The 21673-nt window shown below is 42.6% G+C and carries 13 protein-coding genes and 1 riboswitch; of the genes, 5 read left to right on the forward strand and 8 right to left on the reverse strand.

From position 1 onward, the window contains the following. The first annotated feature begins 94 nt into the window (after positions 1-94). The 3 genes from RMY63_RS18315 to thiC all read left to right on the forward strand — a co-directional run bounded on the left by RMY63_RS18315 (position 95) and on the right by thiC (position 4757). Positions 95-1216, forward strand: coding sequence for a sulfonate ABC transporter substrate-binding protein (locus RMY63_RS18315; RefSeq protein WP_322730062.1), 1122 nt, complete (start codon positions 95-97; stop codon positions 1214-1216). 280 nt (positions 1217-1496) lie between these two features. After that, positions 1497-2954 carry a carotenoid oxygenase family protein gene (locus RMY63_RS18320; protein ID WP_322730063.1) on the forward strand — a complete coding sequence of 486 codons (1458 nt, stop codon included), beginning with the start codon at positions 1497-1499 and terminating at the stop codon, positions 2952-2954. 325 nt (positions 2955-3279) lie between these two features. Beyond that, positions 3280-3376: riboswitch (TPP riboswitch) on the forward strand. Between the two features lie 7 nt (positions 3377-3383). Further along, positions 3384-4757, forward strand: a complete 1374-nt coding sequence (thiC, locus tag RMY63_RS18325) for a phosphomethylpyrimidine synthase (protein ID WP_322730064.1) — start codon at positions 3384-3386, stop codon at positions 4755-4757. Between the two features lie 576 nt (positions 4758-5333). On the opposite strand, the gene RMY63_RS18330 is transcribed toward thiC, so the two are convergent. From RMY63_RS18330 to RMY63_RS18355, 6 genes are all read right to left on the reverse strand, one after another. Then, positions 5334-7322, reverse strand: coding sequence for a S8 family serine peptidase (locus RMY63_RS18330; protein WP_322730065.1), 1989 nt, complete (start codon positions 7320-7322; stop codon positions 5334-5336). Positions 7323-7439: 117 nt separating this feature from the next. Continuing rightward, positions 7440-8699, reverse strand: coding sequence for a hypothetical protein (locus tag RMY63_RS18335; RefSeq protein ID WP_416212530.1), 1260 nt, complete (start codon positions 8697-8699; stop codon positions 7440-7442). Positions 8700-8728: 29 nt separating this feature from the next. After that, entirely contained in the window at positions 8729-10081 is a 1353-nt protein-coding gene (locus RMY63_RS18340) for a decarboxylase (RefSeq protein ID WP_322730067.1), read from the reverse strand. Continuing rightward, positions 10069-11826, reverse strand: coding sequence for an asparagine synthetase B family protein (locus RMY63_RS18345; RefSeq protein ID WP_322730068.1), 1758 nt, complete (start codon positions 11824-11826; stop codon positions 10069-10071). Before RMY63_RS18345 ends, RMY63_RS18340 begins: the two co-directional genes overlap by 13 nt. Before the next feature lie 5 nt (positions 11827-11831). Beyond that, the gene (locus RMY63_RS18350; RefSeq protein ID WP_322730069.1) at positions 11832-12455 is read right to left on the reverse strand and encodes a DUF3859 domain-containing protein; all 624 of its coding nucleotides are present in this window, start codon (positions 12453-12455) and stop codon (positions 11832-11834) included. Next, entirely contained in the window at positions 12452-12577 is a 126-nt protein-coding gene (locus tag RMY63_RS18355) for a hypothetical protein (protein WP_322730070.1), read from the reverse strand. Before RMY63_RS18355 ends, RMY63_RS18350 begins: the two co-directional genes overlap by 4 nt. A gap of 300 nt (positions 12578-12877) precedes the next feature. Between RMY63_RS18355 and RMY63_RS18360 the strand changes: the two genes are divergently transcribed. Further along, entirely contained in the window at positions 12878-13909 is a 1032-nt protein-coding gene (locus tag RMY63_RS18360; protein WP_322730071.1) for a VOC family protein, read from the forward strand. Positions 13910-14037: 128 nt separating this feature from the next. Here RMY63_RS18360 and RMY63_RS18365 read toward each other — a convergent pair whose 3' ends face one another. Next, positions 14038-14292: a hypothetical protein gene (locus RMY63_RS18365; protein ID WP_322730072.1), complete on the reverse strand. Its 255-nt coding sequence runs from the start codon at positions 14290-14292 to the stop codon at positions 14038-14040. Between the two features lie 463 nt (positions 14293-14755). Then, positions 14756-16570, reverse strand: coding sequence for a ShlB/FhaC/HecB family hemolysin secretion/activation protein (locus tag RMY63_RS18370; protein ID WP_322730073.1), 1815 nt, complete (start codon positions 16568-16570; stop codon positions 14756-14758). A gap of 207 nt (positions 16571-16777) precedes the next feature. On the opposite strand from RMY63_RS18370, the gene RMY63_RS18375 reads away from it, so the two are divergent. Further along, positions 16778-21604 carry a CHAT domain-containing protein gene (locus RMY63_RS18375; protein WP_322730074.1) on the forward strand — a complete coding sequence of 1609 codons (4827 nt, stop codon included), beginning with the start codon at positions 16778-16780 and terminating at the stop codon, positions 21602-21604. The last annotated feature ends 69 nt before the right edge of the window (positions 21605-21673 follow it).

The following is a 21673-nucleotide window of genomic DNA, read 5'->3' on the forward strand; positions in this document are numbered from 1 at the left end:
CGCTATTTTGATGTCAATTAAACCTAGATTTATTTATATACTACGGTAAACCTATAAGTTTATAGTGTTTATATAGTTCAGAGAAATCATTTTGATGATTAACCAAATCTTTGGCCGTTTCATTGCCAAGTGGATATCGTTGATAAAATTCAAGAATATCCCATTTAACAACCAACATAAATTATTCTTTTCTTCTCCTTTGCCAACAGTGGGGGCTTTTGTTACAGGTCTTTGTCTGAGCTTGCTATTTGCTGCTTGTTCATCGACACCGACTGTTAATGCCCCTAATCCCAGTGCCACATCTGTGGGCAATTCGGCTTCCAATAATAAAGCACCAGTAGTCAGATTTGGCTATCAAAAATCGACCATTTTGCTGAGAACTAAGGGTGTTTTAGAAAAGCGTTTAGCACCTGAAGGTATCACTGTACAGTGGACTGAATTTCAAGCGGGGCCACAACTACTAGAAGCGATGAATGTGGGTAGTATTGACATTGGGCCCGTAGGAGAATCACCGCCAATATTTGCCCAAGCAGCGGGAGCATCACTAACTTATGTTGTTGGTACTGCGGCTACTCCGGCTAGTTCAGCAATTCTTGTTCCTCAAAATTCGCAAATTCAAAAAGTTACTGACTTGAAGGGCAAAACAGTTGCCTTTCAAAAAGGGTCTAGTGCTCACTTATTGTTAGTTCAAGCTTTGGAAAAAGCCGGATTAAAATATACAGACATTGAACCTAAATATTTGGCTCCGGCTGATGCCCGCGCTGCATTTGTGAAAGGGAGTGTGGATGCTTGGGTAATTTGGGACCCCTTCTATGCAGCGGCTCAAGAGGCAACTAAAGCCAGAGTCCTAATTGATGGCACAGGAATTAATAAACAGGGAGGATATTATTTAATGACCCGCAAATTTGTCACTGAAAATCCCCAAACTGTCAAGGCAATACTGGAGGAAATTCAAAATTTAGAAGAATGGTCTAAACAGAATCGAGAAGAAGTAGCAAAAACTCTCGCACCTGTGTTAGGAATTGATTTAGAAACGATGAAAAAAGCAACTAACAGACGGACTTTTGGTCTTGTGCCAATTGACGACAATTTGATAAATCTACAGCAAGGTGTTGCAGATACATATTACAAATTGAAGTTAATTCCCAAAGAGGTAAATGTGAAGGATGCAGTGTTGACAAAAGAAGAATATGCTACTTTATCACCAAAAACTTAAACTAGTTGATATAGGAATCGTATTTGATTTCTGAAATTATCTACGTAGTTGGGGAGTAGGGAGTAGGGAGTAGGGAATAGAGAATCAGGCTTTTCGAGTTGTACGGAGTTTTTTCACGCAATCAAATCATAGTCCTATACCACCTCGTATATAACCAGCAGAGGAGGCAGGGGAGGAATTTTGTAAGTTGCTAAATCATGCCGCTTTCTCTGCAACGCCAAAAATTGCAACAATGTCAGAATACATCGGTCTACATCAATGTATCAGGCAATATTGTAATATGCAGACTATCACTAAAAAGTCAATAAAGAAATCCTGGGCTGGTGCCATCGCAGAACCAGCAAAAGAATTTCCCCTTACTCAACTGTCAATTATTTCTGGTAAAATCCCAGATGGCTTGCGTGGCACTCTTTACCGCAATGGCCCCGCACGGCTAGAACGCGGTGGCGATGTCTGCGACGGGCTACGCCAACGCGTGGGACACTGGTTTGATGGAGATGGGGCAATTCTTGGCGTCCATTTCACAGATGCAGGAGTTACCGGAGTCTATCGCTATGTGCAAACAGCAGAATATCAAGCTGAAACTCAAGCGGATAGGTTTCTTTATGGTGTCTATGGGATGCATCCGCCAGGTTCCATCTGGAAGCGCTGGGGCCAAAAGGTCAAAAATACAGCGAATACCTCAGTGCTGGCTTTACCTGATAAATTATTGGCTTTATGGGAAGCAACCAATCCCTACGCCCTTGATTTGCAAACTTTAGAAACGAAGGGATTGGATGATTTAGGTGCTTTGGATAACAGATTACCTTATTCTGCTCATTATAAGCGTGATTCACAAACAGGCGAGATTTTTAACTTTGGAATCAGTATCGGAAGTTCTATACAATTGAATCTTTACAAAAGCGATCGCACTGGCAAAATTATCCAAAAAACTGCTTTTAAGCTAAATCGCTACTCGATAATGCATGATTTTGTTTTAACTCAAAGGTATCTGGTGTTTTTCATGCCACCGATGCGGATGAAAATGCTGTCACTTTTGCTAGGTGTGACTACCTTTAGTGAATCTCTGTTGTGGGAACCTCAGTTAGGAACCCAGGTGTTAATCTTTGACCGGGAAAACTTATCCTTAGTGAGTCGTGGCGAAACCGATCCTTGGTTTAATTGGCATTTTGGCAATGGCTATGAAGATAAAGACGGTTCCGTGGTTTTGGACATGGTGCGATATGGAGATTTTCACCAAACTAATGAGTATCTTAGAGAATTCGCAAGTGGTGAGACGTACACAGTTCCTAGAGGAAAATTGTCGCAAGTGCGCCTCAATCCCCGAACTGGCAAAGTGACAGCAATAGAGGAAGTTGTCAACCGGATTTGTGAATTTCCTGTAGTGCAGCGATCGCAAGTTGGTCAACCTTGGCGCTATACTTATATATCATTAATGCCCCAAAGAGCGGATATAGGCAAAGAATGGTTCAGTGCGATCGCCCGCTTTGACTACAAAACTGAAACCCTCACTGAAGCAGACTTAGGAGAAAACCGCTATGCTTCAGAACCCATTCACGCGCAAGATGCCCAAAACCCTGAGCAAGGTTGGGTGCTAACTGTTGTATACGATGGTAATTGTCATAGTAGTGAAGTTTGGGTATTTGATAGCGATCGCCTGGATGAAGAACCCGTTTGCAAACTAGGATTACCTAGCGTCATTCCCCACAGTTTCCACGGCACTTGGAACCCAGCTTAACAATTTGGGGAATGAAGCAAGGGAGACAAGGGGACAAGTCTCTCCCTTGTCTCTTCTCCATGCCGAATGCCCAATTCACTCTAATTTTTGATAATTGCTAAGTGTAAAAACGTAGCATCCTACATATTGGTATCTAAAAATAAGTCCAAAATCATCAGGATAAACTCTATAGCATTACTATTTAGCGGAGTGATTGTCAGCTTTTGACTGTCATCATTGTTAGCTCAAGCACAACAAAAGGTTTCTGATGCCCACGCTTAACACCACCCTCACCTCATAAATTGTTAACACCTTTGCTCCCAGATATACCCAAGGTGCTACACTACATCCATGCTAGGGGTGCCTACATAACGAGGCTGAGATCACACCCTTAACACCTGAGTCTGGGTAATACCAGCGGAGGGAAGCTGTTTATTGAGGAATGACAATATGCGGACTGAATGGGTTGCTAAACGACGTGGGCAAGTTAATGTATCTCAAATGCACTACGCGCGCCAAGGTGTTATCACCGAAGAAATGCACTACGTCGCAAAACGGGAAAATCTCCCAGCCGATCTCATTCGTGAGGAAGTAGCGCGGGGACGAATGATTATCCCCGCTAATATTAATCACACTAACCTAGAGCCGATGGCTATTGGCATCGCCTCTAAATGTAAGGTAAATGCTAATATCGGCGCTTCTCCCAACTCTTCTAATCTTCAAGAAGAAGTGGATAAGCTGAATCTGTCAGTGAAGTATGGTGCTGATACCGTGATGGATTTATCTACAGGTGGCGGTAATTTGGATGAAATTCGTACCGCAATCATCAAGGCTTCACCTGTTCCCATTGGTACAGTGCCTGTTTACCAAGCTTTAGAAAGTGTCCACGGCACAATCGAGAATCTGACTGCTGATGATTTTCTCCATATCATTGAAAAGCACGCCCAGCAAGGAGTAGACTATCAAACTATCCATGCTGGAATTTTGATTGAGCATTTACCTTTGGTAAGAAGCCGCATCACTGGTATTGTCTCTCGTGGCGGCGGGATTTTGGCGCGGTGGATGCTACATCACCACAAACAAAATCCGCTTTATACCCACTTCCAAGATATTATTGAGATTTTCAAAAAGTATGATGTCTCCTTCAGTTTAGGAGATTCCCTGCGTCCGGGCTGCACCCATGATGCCTCAGATGAAGCACAATTAGCTGAATTGAAAACCCTCGGACAGCTAACTCGCAAAGCCTGGAAAGATGACGTACAGGTGATGGTGGAAGGGCCTGGACACGTGCCAATGGATCAAATTGAGTTCAACGTCCGCAAGCAGATGGAAGAGTGTTCGGAAGCACCTTTCTATGTTTTGGGGCCATTGGTGACAGACATAGCTCCTGGTTATGACCACATCACTTCAGCCATTGGAGCTGCGATGGCTGGATGGTACGGTACTGCAATGCTGTGTTATGTAACACCTAAAGAACATTTAGGTCTACCAAATGCTGAAGATGTGCGAAATGGGTTGATTGCCTATAAAATAGCAGCTCATGCGGCTGATATTGCTAGACATCGCCCTGGTGCAAGGGATAGAGATGATGAACTTTCCAAGGCGCGTTACAACTTCGATTGGAACCGTCAGTTTGAATTATCACTCGATCCAGAAAGAGCTAAGGAATATCACGATGAAACTCTACCAGCAGATATTTATAAAACTGCTGAGTTTTGTTCGATGTGTGGGCCTAAGTTCTGCCCAATGCAAACTAAGGTTGATGCTGATGCGCTGACAGAATTAGAGAAGTTCTTGGCGAAAGAGGCTGTGACTCAAAGCTAATTCCATTTTGAATTGGGAATTGCCTTCTCTGTCTGGGTTCTATTAATCTATCTGTTGTAATCATTTTTCAAATTGACATAACAGATTGTCTGCTTAATTACTTAATTAAACCCGAAGAACCCCACCCCCAACCCCCTCCCCGCAAGTAAGCTATCCATTACCCGGATCTTTCTTAACATTTGCGAGAGTATTCACTCACGTTTTTTATAACCCTGATTCGTTCGTCGTTAATTCTCAATAAAAACCTACTTTTAGCGAGAATATTAAGAGGTAACTTGTCAAGTATGCCTCACACCGAGCGTGTTTAAGATGCCTACAAAACAAGCGTTTCAAGATTGTAAAGAAAGATGTGACTAATGGATAGCCCGCAAGTGAGGAGGGGGCTATGATGTAACTTGTATGATGAGGAAAGGCTATATAAAAGATTGTCAGAGCAACTTTAATCCTTATTTTCTAAGCACTAAAGTGCTTACTACAAATGCTCAAAACTAGCTGTTTCTGTCAAAAGACAAGATCAGGCAGTGTAAAGCGATCGCTCTATCCCACGACAATTATCATTAACACAAACGTATTGGCTTAAAATCCAATTTCAATGGTCAAGCTGCGAATCTTTCCTGTATCTCCGTCAGCTTTATCTGCAACTTCCAAAATCCAGGTTCCTTGGGGACTTTTGCCTTTAAAGGCAGCAAGTTTAGGGGTGTTTACCTCGTCATAAATTGTTTTAATATTATCTGTAGCTCCACCCTGGCGATCGTGCAGAATTATGGGAAGTATGCCTATTTGCACTGGAGGAAGGAGAGTAACGACAAGATCCCCAATATAAGTATGCTCGATATCTACATTAACTTTGATGGATTTTAGAAGGGTGGTATTAGCGATCGCCAACGACAATGTTGATGTTTGCAAGTCGTTAATTGGGATATCTTGCACTGCCTGGAAAATACTAATGGGCGATGTTTGCGCGGGCTTGGCCAATTCTACAGCTTTGAGAGCATTGATTCGACCGTAACCGTACAAGGGGCTGCGACCATTGGCATCATATTTACCTCCGGCTGAATCAATGCGATCGCAGGAACGTTTTATAATGTCTCGCACTTCATCCCAACGCAGATTTGGGTTTCTGGCTAGAATCAAGGCTGCTACACCTGCTGCACCTGGACAAGCACTGGAAGTTCCGCCAAATTCGTTTGTATAGTTGCCTAAAGCTTCACCCAGATTTCGATTACCTGAATTATAACCAAGTAGACCAGAGCGATCGGTTGTCCAAATTCCAGTAGTTTGAGAACTGTCACCATTGTTGCTGGGGAAGGCACACCAAACCGCCTGACCAAAATCACTGTAAGCGCTTCTCGTGCCGTAGTCGTTACAAGCTGCCACTGCAATCACCTTTTGGTAGCTGGCATAGCCGTCATTATCGACGCTTTCGTTACCATTGCCAGCTGCAAATAAAATTACACACCCCTTGCCATTGCGTCCTTTATTGATTGCAAAGTCTATAGCAAGTCGTGTGGAATCAGGCAAAGGTACTTTTTGCTTGTGTGCAGGATCGTCTGGCTCAAACCAAGTACCGTCTGCTGGGCCCCAGCTACAAGAAATAACATCAGCACCATTTTGAGCCGCCCAAATAAAAGCATCTGCTTCATCCTGCGATCCCAGCGCTGAAGCTAAACGAATCGGCATGAGTTTTGCCCCAGGTGCTACACCAGATGCCCCAAAGCTGCCGTTTGCACAAGCTACTCCTGCACAAGATGTACCGTGGTTATTATCATTTCCCGGTCTAGGATTGTTCGTTTTACGTGTGACATCACGTGGGGCAACAATCTTGCCAGAGGAACGGAACTCTTCATGATCGAGATCCATACCATCGTCGATAATTGCAATAATCATCCCAGTGCCATTACTCAACTTCCAAGCGGCTTCAACGTTGGCATGGGCATTAATTGTCTTACCATTAATTGTTGTTTGCTTTAAGTGCCACTGCTGCGGGAAAACTTGACGTTGGCGTGACTCACGCGCTAGTTCAGGATGACACAGTTCAACTGATTCCTCATTTAGAAGTCTCTCGGCGATGTCAAAGACCGCTATACCAGTATTTGCAGGCGCACTGACAAAATAAGCATTTCGTGCGTATTCAAGTTGGCGTTTAATTGTTAAGCTGTAACGTCTTAAAACCTCTTGGCAGACACCTGACTCTTCTTCGCTATCAAATTTAACAAAAAGGTTTTCAGTATAAACTACAGGTTGTTGGGATACTGGATCGATTAAGACACGTCCAGCAAATTGGACTTCAGACTCATTGTTGAGAATTTCACGGGCGCGATCGCGCAGAGCGACACCCTGATTCGGAACTTTCGCTTGCAAAATTTCTACACCCGCTTGCCGAAACCGTGTTTTTAACTCAAATTGATTGAGGATGCTACGAGCTATGGGTGATACAGGTGCGACTTCAAAGGATCTTGCACCAACAAGAGTGCTACGGCTTTCGGTACGCACTACAACGTGTTCGTTACTGATAGCAAATTCATACTGTTGGCCATTCTGTCCACCATAGCGAACCTGAACCATTGTTTAATCTCCTAAATATTTTCAAAATTGGGAATTGGGCATTGAGGATGGGGCATGGGGAATTGCTTAAGTTGACACCAATGGTCATGAATTACCGCCATAATTGAAATGAGAATACTAACCAAAACTTTGAACAACATACATATCATTTCCTGTATCGCCGACTAAAAGCAAGCTACTGTCATCACTTTCTAAATTTTGACTGCCAGCAATGCCCTTTTGCAGGACTTTAATTATTCTTTGGGGAGTGAAAGATTCTAATTCCACAAACTTTCCAGATTTTAACCATGCTAATTCTTCAGCAGATAAACTTTGACGTACTTCTTCAGACAATTGTTTTGCTGCTTGCGCCGACTCTGGAGAGGATTGAATGAACATTCCGCGCTTCGTAGCGATAATTTGACGTGGTGTCAGTCCAATATCAATAATCACAATCTCGCTATTGAGAAACCAATTAGTATTGGTTCTCAAATTATGAACTAAACCAACTCCTCGTGGATTGCAATCATGAAGTGCATAAACTTTCAAATCGGGATTGCGGCGCAGCATTTGCATTGTGGTGTCAAAAATGCTTTGAGGATATCCAGTAATGCTGAGAATTGCACAGTTGTTTTCAAAGTGAAAATTATTAGCGATTAATAGTTGAGCAATACTAGCACTGTCACAAACGACTAATTTATCAAAACTGTAAGCAGTCACATCAGGATTAACCGTAGCTGGTGTATTTTCCTGCTTTGGTGAAGGAAGAATTTTGAGAATTGAACCATTGATTTGCTGCCAGCGGTCTAGCCAATCTTTAACCTGAGATTGTGAAAGTAAAAATTCTTGTGTTAAGAATCCAATTCGACCTAGTTGTCGAGTTCCTAAATATATGGGTAGCATTCCCATAATCACAACAATGACAAAGAGACTGAATGAGTTTGAGGCAAGACTTAGTAAAATTCCTGTTACAAGAATAATTAATCCTATGATTTGCAAATTTTTAGCATTTGCTTTGCGAATTGTATTGTTGAACTTACTTGAGCTACTGCGATTAAAAAATATCAAAATAAATACAAAGTTTACTATCAATGGGCCAATTATGAAAGCAAATGTAAATATATTAAAAAATACATATAAAAATAACCAGCTAAATCTTGAAAATGACTTTGACCTTAGACGATTATCTAGAAAATAAAGCAGTTGCTTGGGTGTAAAAAATAAAGTGTTATTTGCAGAAATATCAGCGATCGCCTTTGCAAAGAAAGGGTCAGTAATTTTAACATTACTCATACTAGTCGGTTCAAAAGCAAAGAGATGATTGCATTTTAGACACCGACCTTGATTAGCTGTCCGGTCTTTTAGTTTATTGTCAGTTCCGCAGTTAATACATTTCATAATGGTTGCCCAATGTTATTTTTTAATTGTTAGTTATCTAGCACCTGATTTGTTAATAAAACACTGTAGTCTTCCCGCCGACGAATCAAGCGATGTGCACCATTTTCTAGCAAGATTTCCGCAGGTTTGGGACGGTGTAAAAAGTGAGACGACATGGCATAACCATAAGCACCGACATCTAGAATGGCAACAATATCACCAATTTCTAAAACTGGGAGTTGACAATTTTTCCCTAAATAATCTCGTGAATAGGTGGTGTTCCCACAAATATCAGTTGTGAATAGGGAGACGCGATTAATCGCGTCTGTACAAGAGTGGGGAATTGAGAATTTATCTGCTTGCTTCCAAGTGAAAATTTCTCGGTAGCCGCCGTGTACTGAGGGTACTGAAAGATTAGCAACGGTGGTATCAACTCCGACAATCTGTTTTTCTCCTTGCCATTTTACCGAAACAACTTGAGCAAGCAAAGTTGCACATCCGGCGATCGCACTTCGTCCTGGTTCAATCACCAAATCAATTTTCCGTCCTAAACGAGTAATTCTCTCGGTTAACTCAGCCCCAAATATTTCCCAGTCAAAGGCTGTTTTGTTGTGGTGATAAGGATAGCCAAAACCACCACCAAAATCTAAATATTCCCAATCAGGTAACTTTTGTGCAAGAGCGATTACCCTATCAATCACCTGGGTAAAAGCGGCTGTGGCATTAGTTCCCGTCCCTCGATAGAAGTGTAAACCACTCAGCTTTAATCCCATCTCAGCAGTTAAAGCGATCGCATCATCAAATTCCTCTGGACGTACACCAATGCGGCTATCTCCAGTAATTTCCGGCAAATTGAGACGTAAACCTAGCCGAATCGATTTCTCTTTGTGTTTGGGCAAAATTGTACAGCATAATTGCAACTGAGCAAGGCTATCGAGATTAAGAGTTGTAACTCCCCAATTCATGACTTGTAGCATCTCAGCGCAATTCAAATTACTGCCGCTATAAACAATCTCACTAGGATCGAAACCAGCTTGCAATCCTAAATAAATATCTCCTGGCGTATTGGCGTGAAGTCCCCATCCAAAAGAGCGAAAAATTTTTAACAGCGCAATGTTGCCATTAGTAACACTGGCAAAGCGAAATTGCGTGCGGGGATAACTGACTGCTTTGGTAATTTGCTCAATAGTTTCCCGCAAGTGATCGCCATTATAAACATAAAGCGGAGAACCGTAGTTATTCAGTAACTCCTGAGCAAGTTCCCTGGAAAATGGAGGAGATGAGGAGATTAATTTTTCACTCCTAACTCCTAACTCCTCACTCCCAACTCCCCACTCCCCACTCCCCACTCCTAACTCCTCACTCCTAACTCCTAACTCCTCACTTTTATCTAACTTTGCCATCGTTTGTAATTTCTCCATAGCCAACGATGTAACCAAAAGGGATGATCCCAAGACTGTTTACTTATTTCTTCATTTAAAACGTGCGATCGCCAAAGTTGCCACATAATTAGTAACCAGAGTGTTTCACCAATTCGACGGCCTTGAATAGCTGCTCCCAGTTTGCCTTCAACGATTTGGGCCGCAATATGAGGATAAAAGTGATTGTTGGCGCGAAGTATTTCTGGATTAAGCCAAATGCCGAGTTGATGCCAAAAATCATTTAAACACCAAGAAGTCAAAGGAACCCCCATACCACGTTTTTGTCGCCAGACAATTTCGGGTGGAAGCCAATTTTCTACAGCCCGTTTGAGGATATATTTTTCACAAGCACCCTGTAAGCAGAGTTCTCCAGATAGGCGGAATGTCCACTCAGCTAGAGGTAAATCACAAAAAGGCGATCGCACCCACAACCCATGAGCAAACCCCAATGCAGTCGCACGGGGATGGATATTCTGCGCTCCTTTGAGCATCAAACTAGCACGGCGGAGGCGATGCAGCAAAGATGGACATTCATTGCGATCAAGAGCTGTTAACAACCAATCTTCAGGATGCAAATTTTGAATCTGTGCATAAACCTCTGGCTGATAAACTTGAGATTCGTATCCCCCAAGACGGTGGAAGGTGCGGAGATATTGCTGGATAAAAGTTTCCTGTCTGGCGGGATTTTCTGCTTGATAAACACCTGCGGCAATTAAAGGTTTGTTCGTCCAACCAGCAAACAATTGATCTCCACCTTCGCCGTTAAAAATTACCTGAGTTTCCTGACTCGCTCTCTGAGATAGAAGATACAACGGCACACACACGCCATCTCCAAAGGGCAAATCCAATGCTTGCACAGTCGGAATTAGCACATTCTCGATCAAACTTGGGGTTACTGCAACTTTAACAAGCGGAATTTTGAGAAACTGGGCGACTTGTTCAGAGTATGGATATTCTGGAATCCCTGCGTCACCAAAATCTAAAGTGTAGGCGCGGACTTTCACCCCTGCTTGCACCAGCAGCGCCGCCACCACTGAAGAATCGAGTCCGCCAGAGAGAAACACCCCAACAGGCTCATCTTTTAAATCGGCAATCTGTTTCTCAATGGAGTCTTTAAGGAGAGTTTGCAATTCAGTAATTGCTGTAGCTTCATCTGTTAACTGTTCTGACGCTTCCCGCCATGAGTGGATTTTTTTAGATTCAGGCGATCGCAGCTTACCTGATTGACAATCACTTTGCCAAACTAATTCAGTCCCCGCCATCACTGCAAACACTCCATTAATCGGAGTTAAGGGTGTGGGAACGTAAGAAAAACAGCTATAGCCATATAATCCAGGAATGCTAACTTCTGACTGTTGCAAAATCGGTAAAAGTAGTTGCAGTTGGGATGCAAACCAGACTACTTGTCTTTGCACAGTCCAATACAAAGGCATCTTTCCGAAAGGTTCTCTTCCCAAAATTAGGCAGTTGTTTTCTTGGAGACTTACCCAAGCATCGGGTGAACTAAATAATCCTGATGCAAAGATGGCAGCAATTTGATTTTGTTGCGACGGGGAATTGCCATCAAGTCCTATGTAAACAACATTCCAGATGGGAAGAGGATAATTTTCCTGTGCAGAAAACTTCAAAGCCTCTCCCTTTCTATCCACAACACTAGTTAATAGCGCTTCCAACTCCTGTTGAGCACCGTAACCCCAATAGCCAAGAAAGTGATGCGGGATACCCATCTGGACTATTTAACTTCAAAGGTTTCATCGCTAATTTGCCGACCTTTTAGGAACATCTGCACCTGCCAATTGCCAACAATTGCAGCCGGATTAATAGTGTAACGACACTGGGTATCCCAGACAGACGTATTAATCTCGCGGGTTTGATAGTTGTTTTGCTTGACAATTTGACCGCTTGGGTCAATCCAATTACAGGAGAGAGCCAGCTTTTGACCCAAAGGTACATCCTTTAGGGTGACACGATACAAGACTTCTGGATTGGTTTGGCGGGAAATTGTCTTTAAGTCGCCGCCATTATCTTGTGTCAAAGTGATACGGTCTTGTTGAGCAGAAACACGGGAAAGTGTAGAACTTTGCTGCTGCATGAAAAATATTGTAGATGCAATGACAACCACTACAATTGCCACCACTCCAGAAGTAATCCATCGATGCCGGCGTTGTTGTACTTCCAGTGCTTGGCGGCGATTTAACTGAATCAGCGCTTCATTTAGTAACTCTGGCGGTAAATTCAACTCCTGTAAAATTTCTCTAACCTGCTGTTGGTCTAGTTCCGCTTCTCGACGCAATTGCAGACCTTCTACTTCTGTAACTATTTGTGATAATTGCTCTTGAGTCAGTCGCTGCGTCATAGCTTAACTCCTGTTAAAAAAACTTGATAGCGATCGCTAAATCTCACTTTTGTAGGTACATCATAAGCTACAAAATAAAGTTGTTGCTTTTCGGATTCTTTGAGAGATACTTTTGTAAACACTTTCTTTTCTCTTATTTCCATGTCTCATATCATGTCCGTCGAATTGACCATAATAAAAACACCCCACCCCCAACCCCTAAGAGCTTGCGGCGAGGAGAGACAAAGCGTAGCATTGGCGGGGTGGGGTTCCGAGGGAATTAAGGGTAATTTAGCGGACATGATATCAGCATGAAAACTCCTAACTCCAAACTCCTAACTCCAAACTCCTAACTCCTAACTCCAAACTCCTAACTCCTAACTCCTAACTCCTAACTCCTAACTCCTAACTCAGCACTCAGCACTCAGCACTCAGCACTGATTATGACTCAAGAACAACAAACTACAATTGCAGGTATCTATGAAGTCTGCATCGGCATTCCAGAGCCAATTTCTGCAATTCAGTATTGGGAGCAATTTGGCTATCGCATTGGTGAAGTGGGTGAATTAACCGCAGATGTCGCCCATCAATTATATGGGGTGAATTCGTCTTTACGCTCAATTCGCCTCTACCACCAAAATACAGATCATGGTTTGATTCGGCTGATGGTTTGGCAAAATCCCACAAATGAAGGTTTGGGAACAGCCTCAATGAAAATTAAGGGAAATCGTTGGGCGACAAGCTTAACTGCGGATGTCTTGAGTATTTTAAATCATATAGAGGATGCAAAGGCAGCAGGTTTTTCTATTAGATACTCTTACCCTTATTGGGAAGTCATCTACAACAAAGAGAGGAAAAGCCGTCCTTTTATTGAGCCAGCAGTTGGTGTGCGAGAAATGCTGCTATTGCAACCCTTAGCTCGACAGGTTTTGTTTCAACGGTTTGGCTATACACTACCGCATTACGGACAAGTTAACCATAATGCGCCTCTTAAGACTAGTCAGTTTACTCATATAGGAATTATCGTTCAGGATGACAGCAAAGAAACCCTGAAGTTTTATGAAGAAGTTTTGGGTTTGCTGCGTGTGCGTGATGGTGTCGAAACTAGCTATGAATCTTCGCCAGCAGGTCGAGATATTTTTGACCTAAATCCTGGTGAAAAGTTTATTGTCACTACCTTTGACGATCCTCGTTCTTCTAACTCTGACCTAATGGCTACACGTAGCGGTAGACTTTATATCGTTCGATTTCCAGAATCTATTAATTTGGAATCACGCTTTGAAGCAGCCCAACCAGGTAGCTTGGGTATGTCTTTATATACCTATCGGGTTAAAAGAATACAGGAATATTGCGATCGCATCAAGGCAAGTACTACACAAAAAGTTACAGAAATTATTAGTAATGAATTTAGTGAGAGGAGTTTCTCTTTTATTGCACCAGATGGTTATTTCTGGACTTTGCTAGAAGGTAATTAACTAGACATCTGACGAAAAAGAAGACTTTTTGCAAAAGCCAAAAAACCGCCCAGAAATTGATTATCGGGCGGTTCAAGTATTTTTGCAATAGATTTAATAAAAATTACCAATACCTCCTTACAATTAGTTTAAATTTCTTTATCTCCGCCAATAGACAATTGTTTTTTGCTATGTTTCAACTCTTTCCAAAGTGACTTAATTTGCTGGTAAGCCTCTTCCTGAGACAATTTCCCCCCTGTTTCTAGGGAAGTGATGTAACTAATTTTTTGAGAGAATTCTTGGAGGTTGGCATTAAACACCAAATTCTCTGGCTGAAATTTACCATAATACCGGCTACGAGGGTAAAGAAAGCTGTTTTTGTCTTGCGAGTTAGGTTGTGTCATAAGTTTTATCTTGTAATTCTTTCTTAAATTTATAAACTATAATTTCTTTCTTTGTATATATACACAGAAGAAAATTCAAATTCCTGGAGAAAGAAGTTAATTTTTTAGTTCAATATTAGGATAAGGCAAAAGGAAAAGTAATTAACTGTGGAAAATACTGAAATAAGTACCTCCTCTACCAAAAGGAGTAAGTCAAATGGCATATTGCTTGCGGAAAACACTAAAAGGAGTAAATAGACCTCTTGCAAAAGTCCCCTAAACCCCACCCCCAGCCCCACCCCGCAGGCTCTTAGGGGAGAATTTGACGTAAGTCAAAGGCGGGGTGGGGTTCTTATTTTGGATTTATGCAAGAAGTATAGTGAAATAGCATTTTATAGCATTTTGCTGATTAAACTTGACTTGATCAAATGCGGCTCAAATAATATCATGCCCGCAAAATTAGTTATATTACCATAGCCTTTAGCTAAGGTTGATAGCGAAGGCTAAAGTAAAAGCCATCATCTTGAGCGTTATTACCACGATCGCTCAAATCGATAAATGGAAATCCATAATCGAGCCGCAAAAAGAGATTATCAATTCCCATTGCCTGATTCCATAATAATCCTAAGCCTGCGCCCACCAAAAAAGTTTGATTAGGTAGCGGATTGGGATTATCAGACTGATTCCAGACGGCTCCCATGTCTAAAAATGGCGCCAGTTGAATTGTCGATAATCCAGATTCATTACGCTGGACTGTAAACCGATCTTCGATCGCTAGCCGAAATCCATTATCCCCAGAACGGATATTTTGGCGATATCCCCTTACCGATTGTCCACCGCCAATCACAAATTGCTGGGAAGGTAAAAGGCTATCTGGTGTAAGCTGCAAGTCTGCTTGGATGAGCAATAGATGATCGTTGCTCAATTGCTGCACGCGCTGGATTTGACCTAGCCAACTGAAAAAACGACCATCTGGTATGGGGTCATTGTTGATCGTTGCATCTAATACGTCAATACCAAAATTAAATTGCGATCGCAAAAACCAAGCTCCTTGAGGTTCGCGCCTGATATAATCTTGACCAAATTTAATTACACTGGTGCGGCTAACGCCATTGGCATCAGGCCCAATGCCAAAGGGGGTTGCGAGGTTATCAAAAAGGAAGGTTTGACCATCTTGATAGGTAAATCCTAAAGATAGGGCAAATTCTTCTTTGGGCGATCGCATCAATGGTTGACGATAATTGATTTCATAAAGATCCTGGTTTGCCCGAATTTCTAACGCATCAAAGGGTGGCTCAGTAATTTCGTTGCGATTAAATGCGGCTCGAATCTGCACTTTGCCATTCATGGCGTTCACGGGAACCTGATAACTAAAATCAAAGACATCGGAACCGCCAGAGAGTGTATGGTAATAAGAGCCTGCTAACTCATCTCCGATACCGATTAAATTGCGATCGCGTAATTCAACACCCAATCTTTCCGCCCCAATACTGGGAGGCGAATAATTATCTACACCCAAGCTACCAATTAAAGTTTTTGCCTCTTCAACTCTGACAACGAGAACACTTTGACCAACTTTACCCGTTGGACGCAGACGCGCCTCCACATTTGTAAATAAGGGGTCGAGCCGCAATAATTTCAGTTGTTCTTCGAGTTTACCAGTATTGAGAGGAATACCAGCACCTAGTTGGATGCGACTACGAATATAAGATGGGTTTAATCGTCGCGTCCCTTCGATGTCAATCTCTGTCAAACGCCCTTCTAACACCCGAATTACCACAACACCATCTGCGGTACTAGATTGTTGAGTATCTGGAATTGCTCTGGAATTTATATAGCCTTTATTTAGGTAAAGCTGGGTAACGGCATCTGCGGCTTGTCTAATTTCTTCTAAAGTTAAGTCCCGTTCTTCAAACGGTTTCACTACTGGATTTAAGTCATTTTCATTAAAAACTGTGCTACCTACAACCTGAATTTTCCGAACTCGAATGCGTTGTGGTGTTTCTGGTTGTGGGTTAGTTGCGGGAGTAGATTCTGTTTCTTGTACTATTTTTAACTCTGACTGACTGCTATTTTGAATCGAGTCAGGTGTAAAAATATTTGCTGTAGCTCTAAGTCCATTTGCAGTTACTATCCAGACCGCAGGCAGAATTAACAAGCCGCACCGAAACCTAAAACTGTGCTTACTGCATTTAGTAGTTGCCAAACTCCGCCAAGTGTCTAACTGATGAGATAAATAGACGCTTCTTTGCTGAGTCGTTGTTCTAAGCTGAACACCAGTTTCTGTTTCTTTTCTCATTTATCCTCGGTGGAGTGCCTTATTTAACGACTGGGCTGATTTTGATTTTTGAGTATGCTATGGCTGTATGAATATTTCAATATCATATTTTTGATATTGAAATTTCAAAAGATTTGTAACTAAAACTATAATTAACAACGATTTTTTCTAAGTAATAGTCCTTAGCATTATATTGTGGTAACAGGTAGAAAACTTGGGAATACTTCGATGTCACCACTGATTTCCATTGTCATCGTCAATTACAATCGGGAGTCTTACCTTGAAGAAGCGATCGCTAGCGTCTTAGCGCAGACATGGCAAGACTTTGAGCTACTAATTTGGGATGATGGCTCTACAGATAAATCGGTAGCGATCGCCAACAACTATGCTCAACAAGATGGGCGAGTGCGGCTAGTCCAAGCACACCATCAAGGATATACGGCGGCACTTAAAGCAGCAATCAACCTAACTACTGGCACTTACATCGGTTTGGTAGACAGTGATGATATCCTAGCCCCCACAGCCCTTGCCCAAACTGCTACAGTCCTCAACAGCCATCCAGAAACGGGATTTGTTTATACCGACTATTTAAATATTGATCGAGACAGCAAAGTTATCGGCTACGGCGATCGCTGTGCCATTCCCTACTCCCAAGAAGGTCTTTTGGTAAACTTCATGACGTTTCACTTCCGCCTGATTCGGCGGTCAGTTTATGACCGGGTGGGAGGTGTTAACAAGTCGTTCCGCTGTGCCCAAGATTATGACCTATGTCTGCGACTTTCAGAAGTAGCTCAAGTGCGCCGCGTTCCAGAGCCACTTTACCTCTACCGGATTCATTCTCAAAGCATCTCTATTACTAGAAGAACAGAACAAATCCTCTGGTCTTGGCAGGCGATCGCTCAAGCACTTTGGCGACGCGGATTAGCAGACAAGTTACAAATCGATGTAGAATTGCCCGTAGGTCGCTTCATATTGCGGCGCAAAAAATCTTTATTGTCTAATATCGCCGCTTCAGTCCTAGTTATTGCGTCGCTGGTCAGTCCCAGATTAGTCCAAGCACAACAAATAGTTCCTGCTGCCGATGGGACAAACACAATTGTTACACCAAACGGCAATCGACTTGATATCAATGGCGGTACAACTTCTAAAGATGGTGCAAACCTCTTTCACAGCTTTCAACAATTTGGGATTTCACCAGAACAAATTGCCAACTTTCAAGCTAATCCGGCGCTGCAAAATATTCTTGGTCGAATTACAGGCGGGAATGCCTCAGTTATCAATGGTTTAATTCAGGTGACAGGTGGTAATGCTAACCTCTTCTTGATGAATCCAGCCGGATTTGTTTTTGGAACAAACGCCAGTTTAAATGTGCCTGGTGCTTTTACGGTGACAACAGCTAACGGCATTGGTTTTGGCAGCAGTTGGTTCAACGCCATTGGTGTGAATGACTACAATGCTTTAGTGGGAAACCCCAACGGATTTGCCTTTAGTATGAACCAGGCGGGAGCGATCGCAAATGCTGGAAATTTGGCAGTCGGTGCTGGGCAGAATTTGAATTTATTGGGCGGTACGGTGGTTAACACCGGGCAACTTTCCGCACCGGGAGGGCAGATTTCTGTCACATCCGTACCAGGTCAAAATTGGGTACGTCTCAGTCAGCCAGGAAATCTGTTGAGTCTAGAAATTCAGCCCCTCGCCTCTAGTAGCAAGCAACCCAATAACTGGACAATTCCCATTGTATCTTTACCAGAATTGCTCACAGTTGGTAACACTGGGTTAACTACCAATCCTGATGGAACTGTAAAGTTGACAAACTCTAATGTCACAATTCCCACAACTCCAGGTACAACGATTGTTTCTGGGACAGTGAATGCAGCGAGTCAAACAGGCGGTACTGTAACTGCTTTGGGTAAAAAAGTCGCGGTGATTGATGCCAATATTAACGCCTCTGGAAATAATGGCGGCGGTACTGTGCTAATTGGTGGAGATTATCAAGGTAAGGGGACTTTACCCAATGCAGAGCAGACTTATGTTAATTCAAACTCCGTCATTAATGCTGATAGCAACTTGAATGGAAATGGTGGTCGGGTAATTGTTTGGGGTGACAAGACAACGAGATTTTTTGGCAATATTACTGCTCGTGGTGGACTGAACTCCGGTAACGGTGGTTTTGTAGAAGTGTCGGGTAAGGAGAATCTAATTTACCGTGGTAATACTAATCTGAGTGCCAATAATGGTATTGTTGGTAACTTGTTGCTAGACCCAACCAATATCAATATCGTAGATGGTACTAATGCACCTCAAGATACCTTTGTGCCTGAAATCTTTCAAGATGCTTCCCCAGCTATTTTCACAATTTCCAAAGACGCTTTAGAAAATAGTAATGCTGTTGTGACTTTGGCAGCGACTAATGATATTACGATCGCTAATGGCGTATCGTTGAATTTTGTTAATGATGGTGGCGGAGCGATCGCTTTTACCGCAGACGCAGATGGTAATGGTGTAGGCGCTTTTACAATGGGAACAGGCGACACCATCAGAACTAATGGCAGGGATATTACCATTTCAGGAGCCAGCCTGTCTTTAGGAGTTATTAACACTAGCAACTTCTTTATCGACGAGGGAGGTCAATTTATTACTAATGGCAATGGTGGTAATGCCACCTTGTCTGCAAGGAACAATATTACTGGTGGTGATATTATCGCTAGAGGACAAGGTTATAACACAATTCAAGGCGGCAATATTAGTGTTACCAGCACTAACGGTGCTGTCAGCCTGGGAAATCTTGATACTAGCGCCATTTCCACTGATACAAACAGCAATGCCACGGGTGGTTCAGTCCTAATCGATACATCTAGCAACACTACAAATACACCCAGTAACATCTCCCTAACTTCAATTAAAACTGAAGGGATTGTGTTAGCTGGCTCAGGATATGGCAGCAATGGTATAGGCACTGGAGGTCAAGTTACAATCAGCACCTCTGGCTCTGGTGCTGTCAGCTTAACGGGCAGTTTTATTAATAATGCGGTTAGAGATAGCAGCATTTCTACTATTGGTGTTAGTAGTGGTGATGACACTAATCCTATAAACGGTGCGATCGCAATTCAACATGGTGGAGGAATAACGAATACTCCTTTGACAGTGGGCGACTTTACTGTAAACGGGACAAAAGCTGCGATCGATGGTGGTAGTTCTATCATCCCCACGGGTAGAAGCTTTCCAGTAGTTGCCAAAGGTGACACACCACCAGTTACTCCAACAGGGATTACAATTACTTCTGTAAATACACCTCCCCAACTCACTGCCAATTCTCAGCTACCCGATACTCAAAGTAATCAGTCAGTGACTTTTACCTTTGCCAGTTTAGCAGCACAAGTTACCGATGCTGACACTGATATCACCTCCATTCGGATTGATCAAGTGAATGGAGGAACTCTAACTGTGAACGGTCTTCCCGTACAACCTGGCGTTACCACCTTATCTGGGACAGAAACTTTAGTTTACACTGCTCCAACAGATACTAATGGTTCACTGAATGCCTTTGTGATTAGTGCAAATGACGGGGTTGACTTTTCTCCACCTGTACAGATAGGAATTAACGTTAGACCAAACGACACGCCACCAAACGACACGCCACCAATTGACACGCCACCAATTGACAGGCCGCCAATTGACAGGCCAGATCCTCCCCCCTGCTCATTCCAGTGCAATCCACCAGGTAAACCAATTGACCCTGGCCCCAATAATCCTCAGATTGATAACCCCGTTCTGAATACCGATCCCATTCCCGAAGACAATTTCACAGATGATTTTGCCGACCATTTAGGCATATCTACTCCTAGAATCAAAACCCTAGATGATGCCAAAGAAATTGCTCGCAAAATTGAAGAAGCTACTGGTGTGAAACCTGCATTTATCTACATCAGTTTTGTCCCTGTGGAAATTCTACCAGAGGGAAATTTAGGCAAAGCTCAAAAACTGACAAAACAGTTAAATACTATAGGAGAAAAGGATAGTGACCAACTAGAAGTAGTAGTAGTAACCGGAAAAGGCGATCCTATCCGCAAGCGCATCCCAGACACAACTAAAGCCAAAGTTCTCCAAGTAGCTCAAGAATTTCGTGACCAAATAGTTAGTCCCCAAAACCGTCGTCGCACCGGTTATTTGCGTTCATCTCAACAACTTTATCGCTGGATTATTGCACCACTAGAGGCAGATTTACAGGCGAGAGGAATCAACAATCTGGTCTTTTTACCAGACACTGGGTTACGTTCAACCCCAATGGCAGCACTTCACGATGGTAAGGGGTTTTTAGTAGAAAAATACAGTATTGGCTTAATGCCTAGTCTTAGTTTGACTAATACCCTCTATAAAGACATTAAAAAATCTCAAATTTTAGCGCTGGGGGTTTCTCAGAGTACTCAGGGACAAGAGCCTTTACCAGCAGTCCCCCTTGAGTTATCAACACTAGTATCTAAACTTTGGCAGGGCAAATTATTATTAGACAAGCAAGCCACTTTAGAAAATCTCAAAACTACCCGCCGCCAACAACCTTTTGGGATTATTCACATGGCAACCCATGCCGATTTTGCTACCGGCGCTTTGACTAATTCCTATATTCAACTATGGGAAGACAAGTTACGCTTGAATCAATTACGACAGTTACGCTTGAATGAACCTGAAGTTGAAATGCTGGTGCTGAGTGCTTGTAGAACAGCTTTAGGAGATGAAGAATCCGAACTGGGATTTGCGGGTTTAGCAGTGCTGGCAGGTGTAAAAACTAGTGTTGCTAGTCTTTGGTCGGTTAATGATGCTGGCACAGCGGCGTTGATGACAAAATTTTATGAGAACTTAAAGACAGATCCAATTAAGGCAGAAGCTCTCAGACAGGCTCAGGTAGCTATGATCAAAGGGCAAATTTATGTAAAGGATGGACAAGTGCAAGGTTTAGGAGTAGTTGGGAATTTGCCTTTACCTGCTGACAGTGCTGATGAATCACTTATGCATCCTTATTATTGGGCTGGATTTACAATGGTTGGTAATCCTTGGTGAAGGTAGGGAATAGGGAGTTAAGAGAGGTAGGGCAAGAAAGAGATTTTTATTGTTGCTATTAACCTAACG

Source organism: Nostoc sp. ChiQUE01b, assembly GCF_034531255.1.
Classification (GTDB): domain Bacteria; phylum Cyanobacteriota; class Cyanobacteriia; order Cyanobacteriales; family Nostocaceae; genus Nostoc.

What these genes read in the sequence shown, in the direction of transcription:
- RMY63_RS18315 (WP_322730062.1), top strand. Translation starts at nt 95, where the DNA reads ATGATTAACCAAATCTTTGGCCGTTTCATTGCCAAGTGGATATCGTTG.
- RMY63_RS18320 (WP_322730063.1), top strand. Translation starts at nt 1,497, where the DNA reads ATGCAGACTATCACTAAAAAGTCAATAAAGAAATCCTGGGCTGGTGCC.
- thiC (WP_322730064.1), top strand. Translation starts at nt 3,384, where the DNA reads ATGCGGACTGAATGGGTTGCTAAACGACGTGGGCAAGTTAATGTATCT.
- RMY63_RS18330 (WP_322730065.1), bottom strand. Translation starts at nt 7,322, where the DNA reads ATGGTTCAGGTTCGCTATGGTGGACAGAATGGCCAACAGTATGAATTT.
- RMY63_RS18335 (WP_416212530.1), bottom strand. Translation starts at nt 8,699, where the DNA reads ATGAAATGTATTAACTGCGGAACTGACAATAAACTAAAAGACCGGACA.
- RMY63_RS18340 (WP_322730067.1), bottom strand. Translation starts at nt 10,081, where the DNA reads ATGGCAAAGTTAGATAAAAGTGAGGAGTTAGGAGTTAGGAGTGAGGAG.
- RMY63_RS18345 (WP_322730068.1), bottom strand. Translation starts at nt 11,826, where the DNA reads ATGGGTATCCCGCATCACTTTCTTGGCTATTGGGGTTACGGTGCTCAA.
- RMY63_RS18350 (WP_322730069.1), bottom strand. Translation starts at nt 12,455, where the DNA reads ATGACGCAGCGACTGACTCAAGAGCAATTATCACAAATAGTTACAGAA.
- RMY63_RS18360 (WP_322730071.1), top strand. Translation starts at nt 12,878, where the DNA reads ATGACTCAAGAACAACAAACTACAATTGCAGGTATCTATGAAGTCTGC.
- RMY63_RS18365 (WP_322730072.1), bottom strand. Translation starts at nt 14,292, where the DNA reads ATGACACAACCTAACTCGCAAGACAAAAACAGCTTTCTTTACCCTCGT.
- RMY63_RS18370 (WP_322730073.1), bottom strand. Translation starts at nt 16,570, where the DNA reads ATGAGAAAAGAAACAGAAACTGGTGTTCAGCTTAGAACAACGACTCAG.
- RMY63_RS18375 (WP_322730074.1), top strand. Translation starts at nt 16,778, where the DNA reads ATGTCACCACTGATTTCCATTGTCATCGTCAATTACAATCGGGAGTCT.